At 68.2% G+C, this 19,619-nt stretch carries 14 protein-coding genes and 1 pseudogene; 7 read left to right on the top strand and 8 right to left on the bottom strand.

All coding sequences use genetic code 11. The annotated features are described in order from the left end of the window. Window positions 1–174 precede the first annotated feature (174 nt). The gene (gene uvrA, locus ABZ319_RS19420; RefSeq protein WP_354987814.1) at window positions 175–3,219 is read right to left on the bottom strand and encodes an excinuclease ABC subunit UvrA; all 3,045 of its coding nucleotides are present in this window, start codon (window positions 3,217–3,219) and stop codon (window positions 175–177) included. A 142-nt stretch (window positions 3,220–3,361) separates the two neighbouring features. Continuing rightward, window positions 3,362–4,183, bottom strand: coding sequence for a sigma 54 modulation/S30EA ribosomal C-terminal domain-containing protein (locus ABZ319_RS19415; RefSeq protein ID WP_354987813.1), 822 nt, complete (start codon window positions 4,181–4,183; stop codon window positions 3,362–3,364). Between the two features lie 191 nt (window positions 4,184–4,374). Here ABZ319_RS19415 and ABZ319_RS19410 point away from each other — a divergent pair. Then, window positions 4,375–4,782 (top strand): annotated as a pseudogene (locus tag ABZ319_RS19410) (response regulator); the annotation flags it as partial. Between the two features lie 148 nt (window positions 4,783–4,930). Beyond that, entirely contained in the window at window positions 4,931–6,664 is a 1,734-nt protein-coding gene (locus ABZ319_RS19405; RefSeq protein WP_354987812.1) for a GAF domain-containing sensor histidine kinase, read from the top strand. A 21-nt stretch (window positions 6,665–6,685) separates the two neighbouring features. Here ABZ319_RS19405 and ABZ319_RS19400 read toward each other — a convergent pair whose 3' ends face one another. Beyond that, window positions 6,686–7,882: a beta-ketoacyl synthase N-terminal-like domain-containing protein gene (locus ABZ319_RS19400; RefSeq protein WP_354987811.1), complete on the bottom strand. Its 1,197-nt coding sequence runs from the start codon at window positions 7,880–7,882 to the stop codon at window positions 6,686–6,688. Between the two features lie 166 nt (window positions 7,883–8,048). On the opposite strand from ABZ319_RS19400, the gene ABZ319_RS19395 reads away from it, so the two are divergent. Both ABZ319_RS19395 and ABZ319_RS19390 read left to right on the top strand, forming a co-directional pair. Continuing rightward, window positions 8,049–9,392 carry a diguanylate cyclase gene (locus ABZ319_RS19395; RefSeq protein WP_354987810.1) on the top strand — a complete coding sequence of 448 codons (1,344 nt, stop codon included), beginning with the start codon at window positions 8,049–8,051 and terminating at the stop codon, window positions 9,390–9,392. Between the two features lie 126 nt (window positions 9,393–9,518). Beyond that, window positions 9,519–11,948 carry an ATP-binding domain-containing protein gene (locus ABZ319_RS19390; protein WP_354987809.1) on the top strand — a complete coding sequence of 810 codons (2,430 nt, stop codon included), beginning with the start codon at window positions 9,519–9,521 and terminating at the stop codon, window positions 11,946–11,948. A 72-nt stretch (window positions 11,949–12,020) separates the two neighbouring features. Here ABZ319_RS19390 and ABZ319_RS19385 read toward each other — a convergent pair whose 3' ends face one another. From ABZ319_RS19385 to ABZ319_RS19375, 3 genes are all read right to left on the bottom strand, one after another. Beyond that, window positions 12,021–12,470 carry a universal stress protein gene (locus ABZ319_RS19385; protein ID WP_354987808.1) on the bottom strand — a complete coding sequence of 150 codons (450 nt, stop codon included), beginning with the start codon at window positions 12,468–12,470 and terminating at the stop codon, window positions 12,021–12,023. A 471-nt stretch (window positions 12,471–12,941) separates the two neighbouring features. Continuing rightward, window positions 12,942–13,361, bottom strand: a complete 420-nt coding sequence (locus ABZ319_RS19380) for a DoxX family protein (protein ID WP_354987807.1) — start codon at window positions 13,359–13,361, stop codon at window positions 12,942–12,944. Window positions 13,362–13,442: 81 nt separating this feature from the next. Next, the gene (locus ABZ319_RS19375) at window positions 13,443–14,177 is read right to left on the bottom strand and encodes a helix-turn-helix transcriptional regulator (RefSeq protein ID WP_354987806.1); all 735 of its coding nucleotides are present in this window, start codon (window positions 14,175–14,177) and stop codon (window positions 13,443–13,445) included. 379 nt (window positions 14,178–14,556) lie between these two features. Here ABZ319_RS19375 and ABZ319_RS19370 point away from each other — a divergent pair, with 379 nt between their 5' ends. Beyond that, window positions 14,557–15,027: a VOC family protein gene (locus ABZ319_RS19370; protein WP_354987805.1), complete on the top strand. Its 471-nt coding sequence runs from the start codon at window positions 14,557–14,559 to the stop codon at window positions 15,025–15,027. Between the two features lie 59 nt (window positions 15,028–15,086). On the opposite strand, the gene uvrB is transcribed toward ABZ319_RS19370, so the two are convergent. Continuing rightward, window positions 15,087–17,255: an excinuclease ABC subunit UvrB gene (gene uvrB / locus ABZ319_RS19365; RefSeq protein ID WP_354987804.1), complete on the bottom strand. Its 2,169-nt coding sequence runs from the start codon at window positions 17,253–17,255 to the stop codon at window positions 15,087–15,089. A 443-nt stretch (window positions 17,256–17,698) separates the two neighbouring features. Between uvrB and ABZ319_RS19360 the strand changes: the two genes are divergently transcribed. Next, entirely contained in the window at window positions 17,699–18,283 is a 585-nt protein-coding gene (locus ABZ319_RS19360; protein WP_354987803.1) for a DUF402 domain-containing protein, read from the top strand. Between the two features lie 113 nt (window positions 18,284–18,396). Here ABZ319_RS19360 and ABZ319_RS19355 read toward each other — a convergent pair whose 3' ends face one another. Further along, complete coding sequence (locus ABZ319_RS19355; RefSeq protein ID WP_354987802.1) at window positions 18,397–18,828, bottom strand: hypothetical protein; 432 nt, start codon at window positions 18,826–18,828, stop codon at window positions 18,397–18,399. Window positions 18,829–19,014: 186 nt separating this feature from the next. Here ABZ319_RS19355 and ABZ319_RS19350 point away from each other — a divergent pair, with 186 nt between their 5' ends. Next, window positions 19,015–19,542: a DUF402 domain-containing protein gene (locus tag ABZ319_RS19350; RefSeq protein ID WP_354987801.1), complete on the top strand. Its 528-nt coding sequence runs from the start codon at window positions 19,015–19,017 to the stop codon at window positions 19,540–19,542. Window positions 19,543–19,619: the final 77 nt, after the last annotated feature.

Here is a 19,619-nt window from a genome sequence, read left to right as displayed (position 1 = left end):
TAGGTTCCTCCCAGTCTGTCCCGTGATCGGGTCGACTTTCGAGCCTAGGAACAAAGTGTGCGGATCGGTCGATCGATTGGTGGAGATCCTGTGTGCGGATCGCGGACCGAACCCGGCGTTGCGCTCCCCCGCCCGGCCGAGCGGTGAACGCCGCGGCCGGGGTGGGGACGGCGCTCAGCGCAGCGCCGCTGCCTTGCGGCGGGCGGCGGCGGCCTTCTTGGCGGCGGCGTCGGCGGGAGCCGCCGTCTTCTTCGCCGCCGCGGTCGACTTCTTCGCGGTCGCCGCCTCGGGCGCGGACTTCTTCGCCGCCGCCTTCTTCGCCGGAGCCTTCTTCGCCGCGACGGCGCGCGGGGCCGAGGCCGGGGGCGCCTCCAGCACCTCCTTCAGGAACTGGCCGGTGTAGCTGTCGGGCTCGGCGGCAACGTCTTCCGGGGTGCCCTGGGCGATCACCATGCCACCGCCGGAACCACCCTCGGGACCCATGTCGATCACCCAGTCCGAGGTCTTGATGACATCGAGGTTGTGCTCGATCACGATCACCGAGTTGCCCTTGTCGACCAGGCCGTTGATCACCTTGAGCAGCTTGCGGATGTCCTCGAAGTGCAGGCCCGTGGTCGGCTCGTCCAGGATGTAGACCGTGCGGCCGGTCGAGCGCTTCTGGAGCTCGGCGGCCAGCTTCACGCGCTGGGCCTCACCGCCCGACAGCGTCGGCGCGGACTGGCCCAGGCGCACATAGCCCAGACCGACCTCGACCAGGGTCTTGAGGTAGCGGTGGATCGAGGTCACCGGTTCGAAGAACTCCGCGGCTTCCTCGATCGGCATGTCCAGGACCTCGGCGATGGTCTTGCCCTTGTAATGCACCTCGAGGGTTTCCCGGTTGTAGCGCGCACCGCCGCAGACCTCGCACGGCACGTACACGTCGGGCAGGAAGTTCATCTCGATCTTCAATGTGCCGTCGCCGGAGCACGCTTCGCAGCGCCCGCCCTTGACGTTGAAGGAGAACCGGCCGGGCTGGTAACCGCGCACCTTGGCCTCGGTCGTGGCCGCGAACAGGGTGCGGATCTTGTCGAACACGCCCGTATAGGTCGCCGGATTCGAGCGCGGCGTGCGCCCGATCGGCGACTGGTCCACCTGCACCAGCTTGTCCAGATGATCGAGACCGTTGATGCGCGTGTGCCGCCCGGGCACCTGCCGCGCGCCGTTGAGCTTGTTGGCCAGCACGGTCGCGAGAATGTCGTTGACCAGCGTGGACTTACCCGAACCGGACACACCCGTCACCGCGGTGAGCACCCCGAGCGGGAAGCTCACCTGAATGTCGCGCAGATTGTGCTCGACCGCACCCACGACCGTGAGCTGCTTCTTCTTGTCGGTCGGCCGCCGGATCAGCGGCACCTCGATTCGCTCGCGCCCGGAAAGGTAAGCGCCGGTGAGCGATCGCGGATCCTCGAGCAGGCCCGGGTACGGGCCGGAGTACACGACCTCGCCGCCGTGCTCGCCCGCCAGCGGGCCGATGTCGACCACCCAGTCCGAGGCGTGGATGGTGTCCTCGTCGTGCTCGACCACGATCAGCGTGTTGCCCAGGCTCTTGAGCCTGGTCAGCGTCTCGATGAGCCGGCGGTTGTCGCGCTGGTGCAAACCGATCGACGGCTCGTCCAGCACGTACAGCACGCCCACCAGACCCGAGCCGATCTGCGTCGCGAGCCGGATGCGCTGCGCCTCACCGCCGGACAGCGTCGCCGCCGCGCGCCCCAGGCTCAGGTACGCCAGGCCGACATCGAGCAGGAAGCCCAGGCGCGCCTGAATCTCCTTGACCACCTGGGCCGCGATGGCGGCCTGGCGATCGTCCAGGGTCAGCGACAGCAGGAAGTCCGCGGCGTCACCGATCGACAGATCGGCGATGTCGGCGATCGACTTGTCCTGCCCGCCCGCGCTCAGGGTGACCGCGAGAATCTCCGGCCGCAGGCGCGCACCGTTGCAGACGGGGCACGGGATGTCCCGCATGTACCCGTCGTAATGGTCCTTCATCGCCTCGGACTCGGTGTTCTCCATGCGCCGCTGCAGGAACGGCATCACGCCCTCGAAATCGGCGTAGTACGAACGCTTGCGGCCGTACCGGTTGACGTAGGAGACGTGCACCTGTTCGGAACTGCCCTCCAGCACCGCTTTTCGCGCCTTCGCGGGCAGGTCCTGCCAGGCGGTGTCCATGGAGAAGCCGACGGCCTCGGCCAGACCCGACAGCAACCGGGTGAAGTATTCGGCGGTCTGCCCGCGCGACCACGGCGCGATGGCGCCCTCGGCCAGACTCAACTCCGGATCCGGCACCACCAGGTCCGGATCGACCTCCTTGCGGATGCCCAGACCCGTGCAATCCGGGCAGGCGCCGTAGGGCGAGTTGAAGGAGAACGAGCGCGGTTCCAGATCCTCGATGTCCAGGGGATGCCCGTTCGGGCAGGCCAGGCGCTCGGAGAAGCGGCGTTCGCGATCATGGGCGTGCTCGTCGCGATCGACGAAGTCCAGCACCACGATGCCGTCGGCCAGGCGCAGCGCCGTCTCGATCGAATCGGTGAGACGCTGCTTGGAGGCAGGCTTGACCGCGAGCCGGTCGACGACCACCTCGACGTCGTGCTTCTCCTGCTTCTTCAGCTTCGGCGGTTCGGTCAGCGGATACACCACGCCGTCGACCCGCACGCGCGAATAACCCTGCCCGTGCAGCGATTCGAAGAGATCGACGAACTCGCCCTTGCGGGTGCGCACCACGGGCGCGAGCACCTGGAACTTGATGCCCTCCTGCATGGCCAGCACCTGATCCACGATCTGCTGCGGCGACTGCTTCTCGATCAGGTGACCGCAGGTCGGGCAGTGCGGGGTGCCCGCGCGCGCGAACAACAGGCGTAGATAGTCGTAGACCTCGGTGATCGTGCCGACCGTGGACCGCGGGTTGCGGTTGGTCGACTTCTGATCGATGGAAACCGCCGGGGACAGCCCCTCGATGAAATCCACATCCGGCTTGTCCATCTGCCCCAGGAACTGGCGCGCGTACGCCGAGAGCGACTCGACATAGCGGCGCTGGCCCTCGGCGAAGATGGTGTCGAACGCCAGCGAGGATTTGCCGGACCCGGACAGCCCGGTGAATACGATGAGGCTGTCACGGGGTAGGTCGAGATCGACCCCTTTGAGGTTATGTTCCCGTGCTCCGCGCACCGTAAGGCGATCCGCCACCGGCCATCCTTCCAACGTTCGGTATCCAGAATTACCCCCGAAGCCATGCTAGGCGTGCCCACCGACAAGTTCTGTCGAGCGGGCTCGGACGCTGGTCACACCCTGTGTTGTTGTGTCGGCTCCCGCCCGGTCGCGGGCGGTTTCAGCGGTCGGCGATCACGCCCTCGGCGAACCATTCGGTGAGCGCTTCGGTCTGGGTTCGGCGCACACATGTGGCGCTGAGCACGCGCGGCTGCAGTCCGCGATCGCGCGGGCGCTCGTCGCTCCCGATCGCCGCGACCAAGGTGAGGTCGCCGTCGAAGCGGCGGTACAGCAGCCTGCCCCGCCGGGTGCCGGGATCGGTGAAGAACAGATACGGCAGCCCGCCCAGGCACAGCCGCTCCGCGGCCTCGTCCTCGAGCAGCGCGGGCACCGCGTCGCGATACTGGCGCCGGCATCGCGCGCCGAGCGGCCCGCTCCAGCACACGACCGCGTCCGTACCCGTATCGGCGTCGGTATAGAGGTGCGCGTCGTAATCCATGGCGTCGAGCACCAGCGCCGCGTTCGCCGCGGTGGCGACCCGCAGCCGGCAGTCCTTGCGCCGCACGATCTCGCGCGGCTCGCTGACCACCGCCAGCACCGGCCGCGCCGGATCCGGCCACGGCCGCGACGCGACCTCCGGCTCGCACCCGAGCCGCAGATCCAGACGTTCCAGCGCGAACGTGGTGGCGAACCGCCCCGGCCCGGCGACCTGCACCCGGATCGCCTTCCCCAGCGCCCGGACCGACACCTGCACCAGGGTCGGACCGTCCTCAGCACCGGGCCAGCGCAGGCGCACCCGCACCGGTCCATCCAGCCCGTGCCTGCGCAGAATCCGCCCGAGCCCGCGCACCGCCCGCGTCACCTCCGCGGCTGGAACCGCCCCCTGGGTGGTGACAACGAAATCCGGATCCATGCCACTGGACCACACTTCCAACCCGCCCATAGCCAACCACCTTTCCCGTATCCGACCCGGCAACTCGCATTCATGGCATCACGGTCCTCACAACACGAAACAGGGCCGAAAGTCCCCACCGAGATAACAAGTGACCTTCGCCCGTATTCACCTGAGCCATCACGGGTTACGTTCGAAGGGACATTGCGCACCCTGGTTTCACCGAGAGCACGGAGGCAGCCTTGATCACCGTCTTCCTCGTCACCGCACCGGGTACCGTCCGCCGCGGACTCACCGAGATACTGGAGCAGGATCCCGCCCTCACCGTGGTCGGCGGCGCCGCCGATGTCGCCCAGGCGCGCTCGCGAATACCGGCGCTGCGCCCCGACGTCGCGGTGCTGGACGCGCGGCTGCCCGACGGCGACGGCATCGAACTGTGCCGGGAGTTGCTGGCCGGCATCGACAAACTGCGCTGCCTGATCCTGGCCTCCTATCCCGACGAGCAGGCCATGATGGCCGCCATGGACGCCGGGGCCAGCGGTTACGTGGTGAAGGACATCAAGGGCATGGAATTGGCCTCGGCCATCAGGGAAATCGGCGCGGGCCGCTCACTGCTGGACAATCGCGCCGGGGCCGCGCTGCTGGCGCGGCGGCGTGCGTGGGGTGTGGTCGCCGATACCGCGCGGACGACGAAACACCGTACGAGACGGTCACGTTCGGCGTAACAACCCTTCGGCAATCGTGCCGAGCGTAGTATCCACCGTGCTGTGTGCGCGCCCGCCGGACACCAGGACTACCATGCACGACACCACTCGCACCGGACCCTATTCGGTACGTGACACGTTGTCGCAGTTGCGATTACGAGAATTGCTGACCGAGGTCAAAGACCGCGTCGAGCAGATCATCGACGCGCGCGATCGCATCGACGGACTGGTCGAGGCGATGCTCGCGGTCACCTCCGGGCTCGACCTGGATCAAACGCTGCGCACCATCGTGCGCGCGGCCACCAGCCTGGTCGACGCCCGGTACGGCGCGCTCGGGGTGCGCGGGCACGATCAGCAGTTCAACCAGTTCATCTACCACGGCATCGACGATCAGACGCGCATGCTCATCGGCGATCTGCCCGAGGGCCACGGCGTGCTGGGGCTGGTGCTGAGCAAGGCGCAACCGGTCCGGCTGGACGATCTCACCCGGCATCCGGCCTCGGTGGGCTTCCCGCCGCAGCATCCGCCCATGCACACCTTTCTCGGTGTGCCCGTGCGCATTCGCGGCGAACTCTTCGGAAACCTGTATCTCACCGAGAAATCCGGCGGGCACCCCTTCACCGAGGACGACGAGGTCCTCATGCAGGCCCTGGCGGCCGCGGCCGGCATCGCGGTCGACAACGCGCGACTGTACGAATCCGCGCGCACCCGCCAGGCCTGGATCGAGGCCACCCGCGACATCGCCACCGAATTCCTGGCCGACACCGATCCCAACCAGGTGCTGGCGCACGTGGTGGAGCACGCCCGCGAACTCACCGCCTCCCAGCGCGCGCTGCTGGCCGTGGTCGCCGACACCGACACCCCGCCCGAGGAGGTCACCGAACTCGTCGTGGCCCAGTGGTCCGGTCCCGCCGCGCCCGCGGCCGGACCGGACGCGGCCATCGTGCGCACCGTCGACGCGGCGGTCGGGCAGGCCCTGACCACCCGCACCCCGCTGCGCTTCGACGACGCCCGCCACATCGATCTCGGCATCCCCATCGACGACATCGGCCCGGCACTGGTGCTGCCGCTGCACACCCCCGACTCCACCATGGGCGTGCTCATCATCGTGCGCTCGGCCGAATCCGCGCCGTATACCGACGAATTGGTGGAGCTCATCGCCGCCTTCACCGATCAGGCCGCGGTGGCCATGCAGCTGGCGGTGGCCCAGCGGCGCATGCGCGAACTCGACATCCTCACCGATCGCGACCGCATCGCCCGCGATCTGCACGATCACGTCATTCAGCGGCTGTTCGCCATCGGACTCTCGCTGCAGGGCACCGTGCCGCGCGCCCGCGTTCCCGAGGTGCGCCAGCGCCTGAGCGACACCATCAACGATCTACAGGACGTGGTCGAGGAGATCCGCACCTCGATCTTCGATCTGCACGGCGGCAACGGGCACAGCACCCGGCTGCGCCAGCGCATCGAACGCGCGGTGAAACAGCAGACCACCGACAGCGAGATCCGCGCGCTCATGCACATCACCGGCCCGCTCTCGGTGGTCGAGCCCGGGCTCGCCGATCACGCCGAAGCCGTGGTGCGCGAGGCGGTCAGCAACGCGGTGCGGCACTCGGGGGCCAGCACCATCACCATCGACATCGGGGTCGCGGACGATCTCACCATCGTGGTGGCCGACAACGGTTGCGGCATCGCCGACGACATCACCCCCAGCGGGCTGACCAATCTCGCCACCCGCGCCGAGGAGTCCGGCGGCAGGCTCGCGGTCTATCCGCGCCGCGACGGCGAGGAGACCGGCACCAAACTGCACTGGTCCGTGCCGCTGCACTGACACGGGGACGGGTCGCGCGGGTCAGTCCACCGGCCCGAGCACCAGCGCCGAATTGTGCCCGCCCATACCGAGCGAGGTCTTGAGGGTGATGCCGTCGCCGCCGACGGCCACCCCGTCGAGCAGCCGCGGATGCGCGGGCGCCACGATCGGGGACGAGATCACCAGGCCGCGTTCGTACCCCATGGCGATCGCCGCCACCTCCACCCCGGCGGCCGCGCCCTGGCAGTGCCCGGTCAGCGGTTTGGTCGCGCACACCAGCGGCCGGTCCGCGAACATGTCCGCCAGCAGCGCGGTTTCGGCGTCGTCGCACTGTTCGGTGCCCGAGCCGTGCGCGTTCAGGTACGCGATCTCCTCGGGCCGCACGCCGGCGCCGGCCAGTGCGCGGCGCACGCATTCGAAGATGTGCTCGTGGCTGGGTTCGACCGACACGACGTGATAGCCGTCGTTCGACATGGCGCCGCCCAGGACCGCGGCGTAGGGCCGATCGGCCGCGCGGGTCACCACGAACGCGGTCGCGGCCTCGCCCATGCTGAACCCGCGGCTGCCCTGCTGGAACGGACGGCACGCGCTGAGCGGTTCGTCGTCGGTGACCGCGGCGCCCAGGGCCACGAAGTGCTCGACCATGTCGGGGGTCGCGGACAGATCGGTGGCCACCACGATCACGTCGTCGGCGAAACCCTGTGCCAGCCACAGCTGTGCGGTGATCATGGCGACGTTGGCCGAGGAGCACGCGGCCGAGACGTTCATGGACGGACCGTGAAAGCCGAACTCCTGCATCAGCATCGACACCACGGTCGAGGGAAGTAATCGCATGTAGTCGCGCGAGCGCCGCTGCCCGCCGTCGACCAGGTAGAAATCTCGCCATTCGGACACATCCCCCAGGACGATGGCGTGCAGCAGACCGACCGTCCGGCCCGGCCGCCAGCCGCGCGCCGCGGCATCGGCCACGGCCTCGCGCACCGACTGCTGCGCGGCCCGCGCGTATCGGCTCGGCCCCAGCTCCGCGTCCCCACCGTCCGGCACGCGGGCAACCCAACCGTGCCGATCACGTTCGGGGCCGTACCCTGGAAAGAGCCGAGCGGCGGGCTTACCGCTCAGCAAACCTTCCCACAGAGCTTCACGACCCCAGCCGTACCCGGTCACCGCACCGATTCCGGCGATGGTCATATGATCTTGGTGCTGTTCTTCGGTATTCGGGATGGGGATGGTGCCAGCCATGAGCATCGCTCCTTCCAGAGCCGGTGCCTGTAATGATCGTCAAATGCCGCCCGATGCTGTGCGGGACTGTGATTGATTCAATACAGGTCGGCAGGGTGTCACAGCAACCTCGCCGACAACATAATGGTGCCGGGCTCCATCGACGCTTCATGACGACGATCAGGGGGTGCAAGAGGTGGTGGGTAACGATCGGGCAAATGCTCCGACCGATGCTGAGCAGTTGGCCCAGCGGTACCGGACCCTGGTGGAATACAGCCCCGACGCCGTGGTCGTCCACGAGCGCGGCGTCATCGTCTACGCCAACCCGGCCACCGTGCGCCTGCTCGCGGCCGAGACCACCGACGACATCGTCGGCCAGCCCATCACCAAGTTCGTCCATCCGGCCTCGCTCACGCCGATGCTCGAGCGGATCCGCTGTCTCACCATCGCCGGCACCGCCTCGGTGCCCGCGGAGATGACGCTGCTGCGCCTGGACGGCCGCACCGTGGACGTGGAAACCGTCTCGGTGCTCACCGCCTGGCACGAACACCTCGCCTACCAGGTGGTCCTGCACGATCTGACCCCGCAGCGCGCCGCCGAGGCCGCGCAGGAACGCGCCGAGCAATTCTTCGCCACGGTCGTCTCCCAACTCGAGGAAGGGGTGGTGGTGATCGACCGGGAGGGCCGCATCGAATCGGCCAATCCGGCCGCGCGCCGCATCTTCGGCTACGACGCCGACGATCTGGTCGGCACCCGCATCGACGACATCCCGCTCGCGCTGCTCGATGCCAACGCCCAGCCTATGCCGCAGTCCTGGTACCCCGTCATGCGGACCCTGGCCACCGGGGAGACGGTGACCCGCTTCGTGTTCGGCGTCGACCGGCCCGACGGGCAGCGCCGCTGGCTCTCGGCCAGCAGCCGGCTGCTCAATCCGGAGGATCCCAACTCCGCGGCCGTCTCCTCCTTCAACGACATCACCGAATTCCGGGCCAGCCGAAGGCAACTGGAGTACCAGGCCACCCACGACCCGCTCACCGGGCTGGCCAATCGGGCGCTGGTGCTGTCCCGGCTCGCCGCGGCCCTGGGCACCAGCGAGGATCTGCCGGTGTCCACGGTGCTGTTCATCGACCTGGACGGCTTCAAGGCCATCAACGACACCCTCGGGCACGCCATCGGCGACACGGTGCTGCAGATCGTGGCCCAGCGCCTGCAGCGCGGCCTGCGCTCGGACGACATCGTCGGGCGCATCGGCGGCGACGAGTTCCTGGTCCTGCTGTCCGGCCGCACCCTGGGCGAGGACCTGGAAACCCTGGTCACCCGCCTGCGCACCACCATGGCCGAACCGATCATCGCCCGCGGCCACCGCATCCAGGTGAACGCCTCGATCGGCATCACCCCGCTGCACCCGGGTGACGGCCGCACTCCCGAGGCCGTCCTGCACGACGCCGACATCGCGATGTACCGGGCCAAACCCCCCGGCCACCGGGACAGCGCCCTGAGCCGCCGCAGCGACTCGACCCACGCGTCCTGAGCCGCTCGTCACGCCACGAGCAGCCGATACGGCGCGGCGGGCGAACGCGAACTAGACTCGACAACTCTGTTCTCGATGGTGCGCGCGCCCTGCCCGGCGACCGGTGTGGTGACAAGGAGTTCCGTTTTGCCCGACCTCACGCAGGAGCGATCCGTATCCGGATCCGATGCCGAACCGACGGCGGACCTGGAAGCCGAACAGCGGCACCTGACCCTGCTGTACGAGCGGCTCGACGGCATGCGCGAGTACGCGCAGCGGCGGCTGCGGACCGTGCTGCTCGAGACCGGGGGCACGCCGCAGGCCCGCAGTGAGCGCGAGTCGTTCACCCAGCTGTACTCCGAGGACCTATCGAAGTACGACGCCGCCGAACACGGATTGTGTTTCGGGCGAATCGATCTCGCCGAGAGCGCCGAGGAGGACGCGGGACCCGCCGCCGGCCCGGGGAGCAACGGCCGGGTGAGCAACGGCAACGGCCGGGCGGCCACGGGCAACGGCGACGGCCAGGCGGGCGCGGCCGGTGAGGGCGAACGCCGGTACATCGGCCGCATCGGCATCCTGGACGAGCAGTCCGATTACGAGACCCTGCTGCTGGACTGGCGCGCGCCCATGGCACGCCCGTTCTACCTCGCCACCACCGCCGCCCCGGACGGGGTGACGCGGCGCCGGCACATTCGCTCGCGCAACCGCAAGGTCACCGCAGTCAACGACGAGTACCTCGATCTCGGCGCGGCGCAGCGCGACGGCGTGATCGACGGCGCCGGCGGCGTAGGCAGCGAGAGCGCGCTGCTGTCCGCGCTCAACGCCGCCCGCACCGGACACATGAACGACATCGTGGAAACGATTCAGAGCGAACAGGACTCGATCATCCGCTCCGAGCACCGCAGCGTGCTCGTGGTGCAGGGCGGGCCCGGCACCGGCAAGACCGCGGTGGCGCTGCACCGCGCGGCCTACCTGCTCTACACCTACCGTCAGCAACTGGACAAGGCCGGCGTGCTCATCATCGGGCCGAACTCGACCTTCCTGGACTACATCGGCCAGGTGCTCCCCTCGCTCGGCGAGACCGGCGTGCTGCTGTCCACCGTCGGCAACCTGTACCCGGGTGTGCGCGCGACACTGGAGGATTCGCTGCGCGCCGGGGAGCTCAAGGGCTCGCTCGACATGCTCGAGGTGCTCAAGAAGGCGGTCCGCGACTGGCAGGACGTGCCGCGCGAACCGGTGCGCCTGCACTTCGACGGCCGCGAGCTGACCCTGGACCGGCGCATCATCACCAAGGCACGCGGGCGGGCCCGCTCCTCGCGCCGCCCGCACAACCTGGCCCGGCCGATCTTCGCCGCCGGGGTCGTGGACGCGCTCACCGATCAGCTGGCCCAGCTCATCGGCGCCGATCCGCTCGGCGGGCGAAACCTGTTGAGCCAGGCCGATCTCACCGAGATCCGCGACGAGATGCGCGCCGACGCCGAGATCCAGCGCGCCATCGCCGGACTGTGGCCGCTGCTCACCCCGCAGGACGTGCTCGGCGGACTGTGGGCCGATGCCCGCCGCCTGGCCAACGCCGCGGGGAACCTCGGCGCCGAGGACCGCGCCGAACTGCAGCGCACCGACAGCGGCGAGTTCTCCGACGCCGACGCGCCCCTGCTGGACGAGCTCGCCGAACTGCTCGGCATCGACGACAGCGAGGAACGCGAACGCTCGCGCCGGCGCTGGCGTGCCCAGCTCGCCGAGGCGCAGGACGCCCTGGACATCCTGACCGGTTCCGCGCCACAGGATCTCGAGGACGACCTGGACCCGGAACTGCTCATGGCCTACGACCTCATCGACGCGAGCCAGCTCGCCGAACGCCAGCAGGTCCGCACCAGCCAGACCACCGCCGAGCGCGCCGCCGGGGACCGGACCTGGACCTACGGGCACGTCATCGTCGATGAGGCGCAGGAGCTCTCGGAGATGGCCTGGCGAATGGTCATGCGCCGCATCCCCAATCGCTGGATCACCGCCGTCGGCGACGTCGCCCAGACCGGCGACCCGGCCGGCGCGGCGTCCTGGCAGCAGGTGCTGGAACCCTATGTGGCCAAACGCTGGAAGCTCACCGAGCTGACCGTCAACTACCGCACCCCCGCCGAGATCATGGCCATCGCCGCCGACGTGCTGGCCGAGATCGATCCGGGCATGTCGATCCCGCGCTCGATCCGCGAATCCGGCTTCACCCCCGCCGCCCACCGCGTGGCCGCCGCGGAACTGACCGCCGAGGTGGCGCGGCACGTCGCGGCCGAGGCGGCGCACCCGGGCACCACCGCGATCATCGTGCCGCACGACCTCGCGCCGGAATTGGCCGACGCGGCCGATGATTCGGCCAGGGTGCTGACCGTGCACGACGTCAAGGGGCTGGAGTTCGACGCGGTGATCCTGGTCGAGCCGCAGCGCGTGCTCGCGGAGTCCCCGCGCGGCATGAACGATCTGTACGTGGCCCTGACCCGTGCGACCCAGCGCCTGACGGTCGTGCACACCGCCGACCTGCCGCCGGTGCTCGGCAAGATCGCGGACGCCGGAACCACCGCGTAGCAGCGGGGTTCGCCCCGCGAACGCGAAAGCGGCCGTGACCAAGTGGTCACGGCCGCTTCGGCGTACGGGGACTCAGCGCACGGTGTGCACGATCAGCACGTCGCTGCGCGACTTGCGGGCCACGTCCGAGGGCACGGAGCCGAGCAGCCGGCCCGCGAGGGTGTTCAGGCCGCGGTTGCCGACCACGAGCAGATCGGCGTCCACCTCCTTGAGCAGGTGCAGCAGCGACTCGACGGGCTCGCCGACCACCGCCTTCTCCACGATGTTCGCGGCGCCCGCGGCGGCGGCGCGATCGCGTGCCACGCGCAGGATCTCACTGGTCGGGGCCGAGCCGCGGACCTGGTAGGCCTCTTCCTTGAGCACGTCGGCGGCCGCGGCGACATCGCGGTCGTCGGTCGGGTAGTAGGCGCAGGCGATGTACAACGTCGAGCCCTCACCGGCCAGCGCCGCAGCCCGCTCGACGGCGACATACGACGAGTCCGAGCCATCGGTACCGACGACGATCGTCCGGTAGGCGGTCATTCTCTCCTCCAAGTACAAGGGTCGGGGGCCGCGACGCCCGCGTGCTGCGGATGAGTCGGCGGCGACTGCGCCTGACAATAGCGGCATATCCGACGGAAATTTTCGATATGGCAACACATCACACTCGCGTGGCGCATCGGACGCAGCACACATTCCGCGCGCGGATACCGAACGGACCCCGGCTACCAGCGAATTTCCATTGGCCGCCGGGAGACGGCGTAAAACGTCAACCCTATTGCGCGCCTGGGATATTGGTCACAAGCGGTGTTTCCTGCCCGGAAACGCCCGGATGAAACGGATCGGCCCATCCGGTGCTCGACACGCACCGGATGGGCCGGAAATACAACCGCTACCCACTCACCGCTGGTGATAGTCGGCCCAGAACCAGCCGAGAATCACGCTCATGATGTTCATGCGCTCCTCTTCGTTGTGGCCGATCACAATGCCGCGCAATACTAGCGCGCCGATCGGTCAGAGGTTGAAAAGCGGTCCGGTGAGCGTCAATCCGAGGCAGTGGCCCGCCGCGGAGAAGAAGGCGAAGAGCATGAGCGCCGCACCGGCGAGCGCGACATCCTTGTTGAAGCTGATCATCTCGGTCTGCTTCGCCTCGGGATCGGTCTCCTTCCAGAACGGGTGCATGAGGAAGGCCGTCGGGAGCAGGAAGATCACCAGCAGCAGCGCGCCGAGATCGGCCCAGACGCCGAACAGCACGCTCAGCCCGCCGACCAGCAGCAGCACACCCGAACCGATGACCGCGAGCTTGGGCGAGGGCACGCCGCGGAACTGCGCGTACTGCGCCATCGCGTCGGCTTTGGTGAGATGGCCCATCGCTGAGCCCAGGAACAACGCGGCGAACAGGATCCGCCCGATCAAAACCAGCACATCCACCATGGCTCACTCCTCGGTTGATCGACTCTGCCAGTAGGTGACATGGCAACCAACTGGTCGTGCGACTTCCTTATTCCCAATATCTCAGGACAGTAGCGAGGCGCGGGCGTATTCCAGCGGAGAAATTCCGATTTCCTGGCCGAACTCGCGCGAAAAGTGCGCTTGATCGAAGTAGCCCAGGTCGAGCGCCAGCGCGGCCAGGTCCGACGTGCGGCCCTGCGCCAGCAGATGCGCGCCGTCCTGCAGGCGGTAGCGGCGCAGCACGGCCTTCGGGGTCGTGCCCACGTAGCGGCGGAACAGCCGTTGCAGGGTGCGGACCGGAATGTCGAAACGCTCGGTGACCTGGTCGACCCGGGTGAGCTCGCGGTCCTGCGCCATGGCGTCGATGATCGTCAGCACCTGCCGGTACGGCGCGTCGTCGGTCACCGCGCGCCGCTCGGCGATGCCGGCCAGGAAGTCCTCGACGAGCGTGCGGCGCTGTTCGAGTTCCGGCTCGGCCAGCACCGCCTCGGCCAGGCCCGCCGCCTCGGGGAAGACCTCGGTCAGCGGGACCGCCCGATCACGCAGGGCGCCCACATCCATCCCGGTGAACGCGCCGAAGCCGCCCGCCAGGAACTTGACCCCGAATGTCTCACCCGCCTCGGCCAATTCGCGGACGTACTTGGTGGTCCACACCCCGGAGACGAAGCCCCCGAGCCGCTCCCGGGTGTTCTCGAAGGTCACGTTCACCGCCGGGAACGGCAGTACCTCGGCGTAGTAGGGCTCGAGGCCGCGCCGATCCCAGCGCACCGCCCAGTACCACTCGACGTAGCGGGACACCCGCTCCCCTGCCGCTAGCCGGGCGTGGTTGTTGACCGCGGCCTGCTCCCGGGGTCGCAGAATGCCTTTCGCGGTTTCCGGCGGCGGCACCGGGCGCGGGGCGAACGTGCCCGGAACCGGGACGGCGGGATTCGGGCCGGAGTCCGCGTGTGGGCCGCGTACGGCTACCGGGCGCTCAGGGCCGAAGTCGGCGTGTGGGCCGCGACCTCCCGCCGCGGACTCGGGACCGGGAACAGGGCGCGAATTGCGGCCGCCCGCCGGGGAATTCGGGCCGACGGGCGGGGTCCGCGGTGCGGGGTGCGGGCGCTCAGGGCCGGGCATCGGGGGCCTGTCGCATTCCTACAAGACCACGAAGCCGGTGCGGAGCAGAGTTCTTCCCATGAGCGAAACAGTGCATCCCATCCCCGCGAACTACCACTCCATCACCTGCTTCCTGGCGGTCCCGGACCCGAACGCCGCCATCGACTTCTACTCCGCCGTCTTCGGTGCGGCCGTACTCAGCCGCAATGATCTGCCCGACGGCCAGGCCGCGCACGCCGAACTGCTGATCGGCGATTCCACCATCCAGGTCGGCGTGCCCATGCCGGACGAGGGCGTGCGCGCGCCCGAGGCGGGCTGGGTGCACAGCAGCGTCGTGCACTACTGCCCCGATGTCGACGCCGTCGCGAAACTCGCGGTCGAGCACGGCGCACGCCACGTGGACGAGCCGCAGACCTTCGTCACCGGCGACAGGTTCGGCCGGGTCATGGACCCCTTCGGTCACCGCTGGATCGTCATGACCCGCGTCGAGGACGTGTCCCGCGAAGAGGCCGAACGCCGCGTCGACGAGTGGCTGGCCCGGCAGGGCTGAACCCGCACCGCCTCGGGGAGCGCTTGCTCCCCGGGAGGTTCGGGGCCGGCCGGACCCGTTCACTGCAGACCGGCAGCGTCCATGCCGCGCAGCTCCTTCTTCAGATCGGCGATCTCGTCGCGCAGGCGACCGGCGAGCTCGAACTGCAGCTCACGCGCCGCGTTCATCATCTGCGCGGTCATGTCCTTGACCAGGTCGGCCAGTTCGGCGCGCGGCATGGACTTGATGTCGCGGCCCTCGTACACCCCCGCGCTCACCGCGCGGCCGGGCTCGCCCTGCGCGCGGCGGCCGCGGCTGGCATTGCGGCCGGAGCCGCCGACCTCCACCGCCTCGGAGTCCTCGGCCTCGCGGTAGACGGTGTCGAGAATGTCGGCGATCTTCTTGCGCAGCGGCTTGGGGTCGATGCCGCGTTCCTCGTTGTACGCGACCTGCTTCGCGCGCCGGCGCTCGGTCTCGCTGATGGCGTGCTGCATCGAATCGGTGATCTTGTCCGCATACATGTGCACCTCGCCGGACACATTGCGGGCCGCGCGGCCGATGGTCTGGATCAGGCTGGTCCCGCTGCGCAGGAACCCTTCCTTGTCCGCGTCCAGAATGGCCACGAGCGAGACCTCGGGCAGGTCCAGGCCCTCACGCAGCAGGTTGATGCCGATCAGGACGTCGTACTCGCCCAGGCGCAGCTGCCGCAGCAGCTCCACGCGCCGCAGCGTGTCGATCTCCGAATGCAGGTACCGCACGCGGATGCCGAGCCCGAGTAGATAGTCGGTGAGGTCCTCGGACATCTTCTTGGTCAGGGTGGTGACCAGCACGCGTTCGTCGCGTTCGGTGCGCAGCCGGATCTCGTGCACCAGATCGTCGATCTGGCCCTTGGTCGGCTTGACCACCACGTGCGGATCGACCAGACCCGTCGGGCGAATGACCTGTTCGACGAATTCGCCGCCGCTCTGGCCCAATTCGTATTTGCCCGGGGTCGCCGACAGATACACGGTCTGCCCGATGCGGTCGGCGAACTCCTCCCAGGTGAGCGGTCGGTTGTCGACCGCGGACGGCAGCCGGAATCCGAATTCCACCAGATTCCGCTTGCGCGACATATCGCCCTCGTACATGCTGCCGATCTGCGGGACCGTCACATGTGATTCGTCGATGACGAGCAGGAAATCATCGGGGAAATAATCGATGAGGGTGGCCGGTGCGGTGCCCGCGCCACGACCGTCGATATGCCGCGAATAATTCTCGATGCCGGAGCAGAAACCGACCTGCCGAATCATTTCCAGGTCGTATTGGGTGCGCATGCGCAAACGCTGCGCTTCCAGAAGTTTGCCCTGCTTCTCCAATTCGGCCAGCCGCTGCTCTAGTTCGGCCTCGATATCGTTGACCGCGCGTTCCATGCGCTCGGGACCCGCGACATAGTGGGTGGCCGGGAAAATGCGGACCATATCCACCTTGCGCACCACGTCACCGGTGAGCGGATGCAGGTAGTACAGCGCCTCGATCTCGTCACCGAAGAACTCGATGCGGATCGCCAGCTCCTCGTACGAGGGAATGATCTCGACCGTGTCGCCGCGCACGCGGAAACTGCCCCGGGTGAAGGACATGTCGTTGCGGGTGTACTGCACGTCGACCAGCAGCCGCAACAGCTTGTCGCGGTCCACCTCGGCGCCGACGTCGAGCTGCACCGAACGATCGAGATAGGACTGCGGGGTGCCCAGACCGTAGATGCACGACACCGACGCGACCACGACGACATCGCGCCGCGACAGCAGACTCGAGGTGGCCGAATGCCGCAGCCGCTCGACGTCGTCGTTGATCGAGCTGTCCTTCTCGATGTAGGTATCGGTCTGCGCGATGTACGCCTCGGGCTGGTAGTAGTCGTAGTACGAGACGAAGTACTCGACCGCGTTGTTCGGCAGCATCTCGCGCAGCTCGTTGGCCAGCTGCGCGGCCAGCGTCTTGTTGGGCGCCATCACCAGGGTCGGGCGCTGCAGCTTCTCGATGAGCCAGGCCGTGGTGGCCGACTTGCCGGTGCCGGTGGCGCCCAGCAGCACCACATCGCGCTCGCCGCCGTTGATGCGCTTCTCCAGCTCGGCGATGGCCGCCGGCTGGTCACCGGCGGGTTTGTGCTCGCTGACCACCTGGAACCGGGCTTCGGTGCGCTCGATATCACCGATGGGCCGATGTTCGGAGTGCGCCAGCGGCCGATCTTCCGGGATCTCGGTTGCAAAAGCCATGTTCACCAGCCTAGAGCCCCCCACCGACAGAACCGCCTCCCCGGGACTTTGGCGCACGGCTTGGGAGCCGTTGGCCGTTGGGGACGCGTGACTCGGTGGGGAGGCGCGACGATTTTGGGGGTGCCCCGGGAGTTACCCCGATCCTTACGAAATCAGGCATTGCTTGCTTCGTGGGGGCTCGGGGGTCAAAGCATTGCTTGATTTGGGGGGTTTCGAGGGTGGGGATTGCTGTGTTGTGGGGGGTGGATTACTTTGGGTTGGGTGGGGGTTTGTATTGGCATGGGGGATGTCTTGATTGTCTGAAATGTGTTTTCTAACAAGGGAGTTCGGGGGGTGTTCCGAGTTTGTTGCGCTCGGATTCCGGTCTTCTCACGGGGGTTGTGCGGGGGCGTGGCGGGCGTAACCTGATCTGGTTCCAGCACGTCGAGACGAGGCGAGGCGAGATGACCAGTCTGCATACGCCACAGGGGAATTCCACCAACGGATCGGGTCCCCGGGAATCGAGACGTGTCCTGCCGGGCGCGCGGCCGCATCGGCCCAGACTCGAGTTCTTCAATCTGGCCGAGCTGTCCTGGACCGACCATCACGGGTACGTGCACCAGGTCGAGCGGCTGCACGCCGAGTCGTGGGGGCTGTACATGGAGCGGATCGTGGACAATCCACGGTTCCGATACATCGAATCCTGGCTGCTGCCGCAACTTTCGCTGCGAGCCAGCGTCTATCACCTGCGGCCGGGCCACGATCGCGCGCAGACCTACTACCTCGACATCGGGGACTACGGCCCGGTCGGACCCAAGCGCTGGCGGGCCGAGGGGCACTATCTGCACGTGGTGGCGCGGCCGGGGCAGGTGCCCGAGCTGCTCGGCATCGACGAGCTGCTGACCGCGCACGCGGCGGGGTATTTCGACACCGCGCACACCCACCGGGTCATCGAGCACGCCAGCCGGGTGGTCGACGGCATCGCGGGTTACGGGCACGATGTCGACCGCTGGCTCGCGGCCCAGGGGCTCCAGCTCACCTGGCTCTGACCGCGGGGGGTGGCGGCAAGCGAAAGCCACCCGGTTCGGCTCGCGCTCGTCCCGGGTGGCTTCGGCTTCGTTCGGTTCGGCTCGCGGCGTTCGCCTTTCGAGCCGCGCGCGGTCTAGCCCGCGGACAGGCTCGGCAGCAGATCGCCGAGGCCGCCGCCGCAGCCCAGGCTGCCGGTGCCGGTGCCGGCCGCCACCTGCACGGTGATCGAGTCGCTGATCAGCAGCTGCCGTGCCTCGATCTTGTGCGCGCCCGCGGAGTCCGGGGTCCACTTGATCGTCACCTTGTTGCTGAGCAGCGACGGCGAGACCGGGCTGCCCGGAATGTCCTTGCCGTTGTCGGTGAACTTCACCGACGAGAGGCGGTCGACCTCGACCGAGGCGGTCACGGTGTAGCTGCAACCGGCCTTGTGGTTGGACCCGGAGACCGCAACATCTCCGACCCAGGCGCTGGCCTGCGGCGCGGCAAGAATGACGGTGCAAGCCATCGCACCGAAGGCGGTGACGCCAACCCCGGCCCGGCGAGCACGGACGCTCTGAGAATTCATGCGTAGTACTTCCCTTTGGTTGAACTCCCCCACGTCAACGTGGGTAGCCGCACCGTAACGGAAGGCAGTGTTTCACATTGGCTTTTTCCGGAAAATTTCCCGGGAAATTGCTGAACTCGCGGTTTCTGCCCGCGATTCGGCCACACTCCCCTGGACGCCGAACCCCCGACGCGCGATGCTGTTCGCATGACTCAGGCGCCGACCGTAGACCTGCACCGACCGAAGGTGGAGCACTTCAACGTCGATGAGCTCACCAATATCGACCCGAAGGGTTTCGTCCGCCACGTCGAGCGGTATCACGCCGAACCCTGGGGACTTTACATGGCGCGCCCGTCGGACCATCCGGAGTTCCACTACATCGAATCCTGGCTGCTGCCACGGTTGTCCATTCGCGCCACCATCTTCCATTTCACCCCCGGAAACCTGCGCGATCAGGACTACTACATCGATATCGGCGAGTTCGTTCAGGTGAGCCCGCAGCAGTGGACCTCCGAGGATCACTACCTCGATCTGGTGGTGCGCACCGCCCGCGAGGTCGAACTCCTGGACGTGGACGAACTACTGGCCGCACACGCCGCCGGCTATCTCGAACTCGGCCAGGCCCAGCGCGCCATCGAGACCGCCACCACCACCATCGACGGCATCGCCGCGCACGGGCACAGCCTCGAGGGCTGGCTCGCGTCCCAGGGCATCACCCTGACCTGGAAGCAGTAGCGCGACCGGCAACGGCGCGGGGGCGTATCGAGCAGCGCACCCGCGCCGTCGCGCTGTCCGGGGTCAATCCCGGACCG

Source organism: Nocardia sp. NPDC005978 (assembly GCF_040614455.1).
In the GTDB taxonomy this organism is placed as follows: domain Bacteria; phylum Actinomycetota; class Actinomycetes; order Mycobacteriales; family Mycobacteriaceae; genus Nocardia.
This window is presented reverse-complemented; position numbering and strand designations above follow the sequence as displayed.

Excerpts from the sequence above, each read along its gene's own strand:
- ABZ319_RS19415 (WP_354987813.1), bottom strand. The coding sequence starts at position 4,183 with ATGGGCGGGTTGGAAGTGTGGTCCAGTGGCATGGATCCGGATTTCGTT.
- ABZ319_RS19405 (WP_354987812.1), top strand. The coding sequence starts at position 4,931 with ATGCACGACACCACTCGCACCGGACCCTATTCGGTACGTGACACGTTG.
- ABZ319_RS19400 (WP_354987811.1), bottom strand. The coding sequence starts at position 7,882 with ATGGCTGGCACCATCCCCATCCCGAATACCGAAGAACAGCACCAAGAT.
- ABZ319_RS19385 (WP_354987808.1), bottom strand. The coding sequence starts at position 12,470 with ATGACCGCCTACCGGACGATCGTCGTCGGTACCGATGGCTCGGACTCG.
- ABZ319_RS19380 (WP_354987807.1), bottom strand. The coding sequence starts at position 13,361 with ATGGTGGATGTGCTGGTTTTGATCGGGCGGATCCTGTTCGCCGCGTTG.
- ABZ319_RS19370 (WP_354987805.1), top strand. The coding sequence starts at position 14,557 with ATGAGCGAAACAGTGCATCCCATCCCCGCGAACTACCACTCCATCACC.
- uvrB (WP_354987804.1), bottom strand. The coding sequence starts at position 17,255 with ATGGCTTTTGCAACCGAGATCCCGGAAGATCGGCCGCTGGCGCACTCC.
- ABZ319_RS19360 (WP_354987803.1), top strand. The coding sequence starts at position 17,699 with ATGACCAGTCTGCATACGCCACAGGGGAATTCCACCAACGGATCGGGT.
- ABZ319_RS19355 (WP_354987802.1), bottom strand. The coding sequence starts at position 18,828 with ATGAATTCTCAGAGCGTCCGTGCTCGCCGGGCCGGGGTTGGCGTCACC.
- ABZ319_RS19350 (WP_354987801.1), top strand. The coding sequence starts at position 19,015 with ATGACTCAGGCGCCGACCGTAGACCTGCACCGACCGAAGGTGGAGCAC.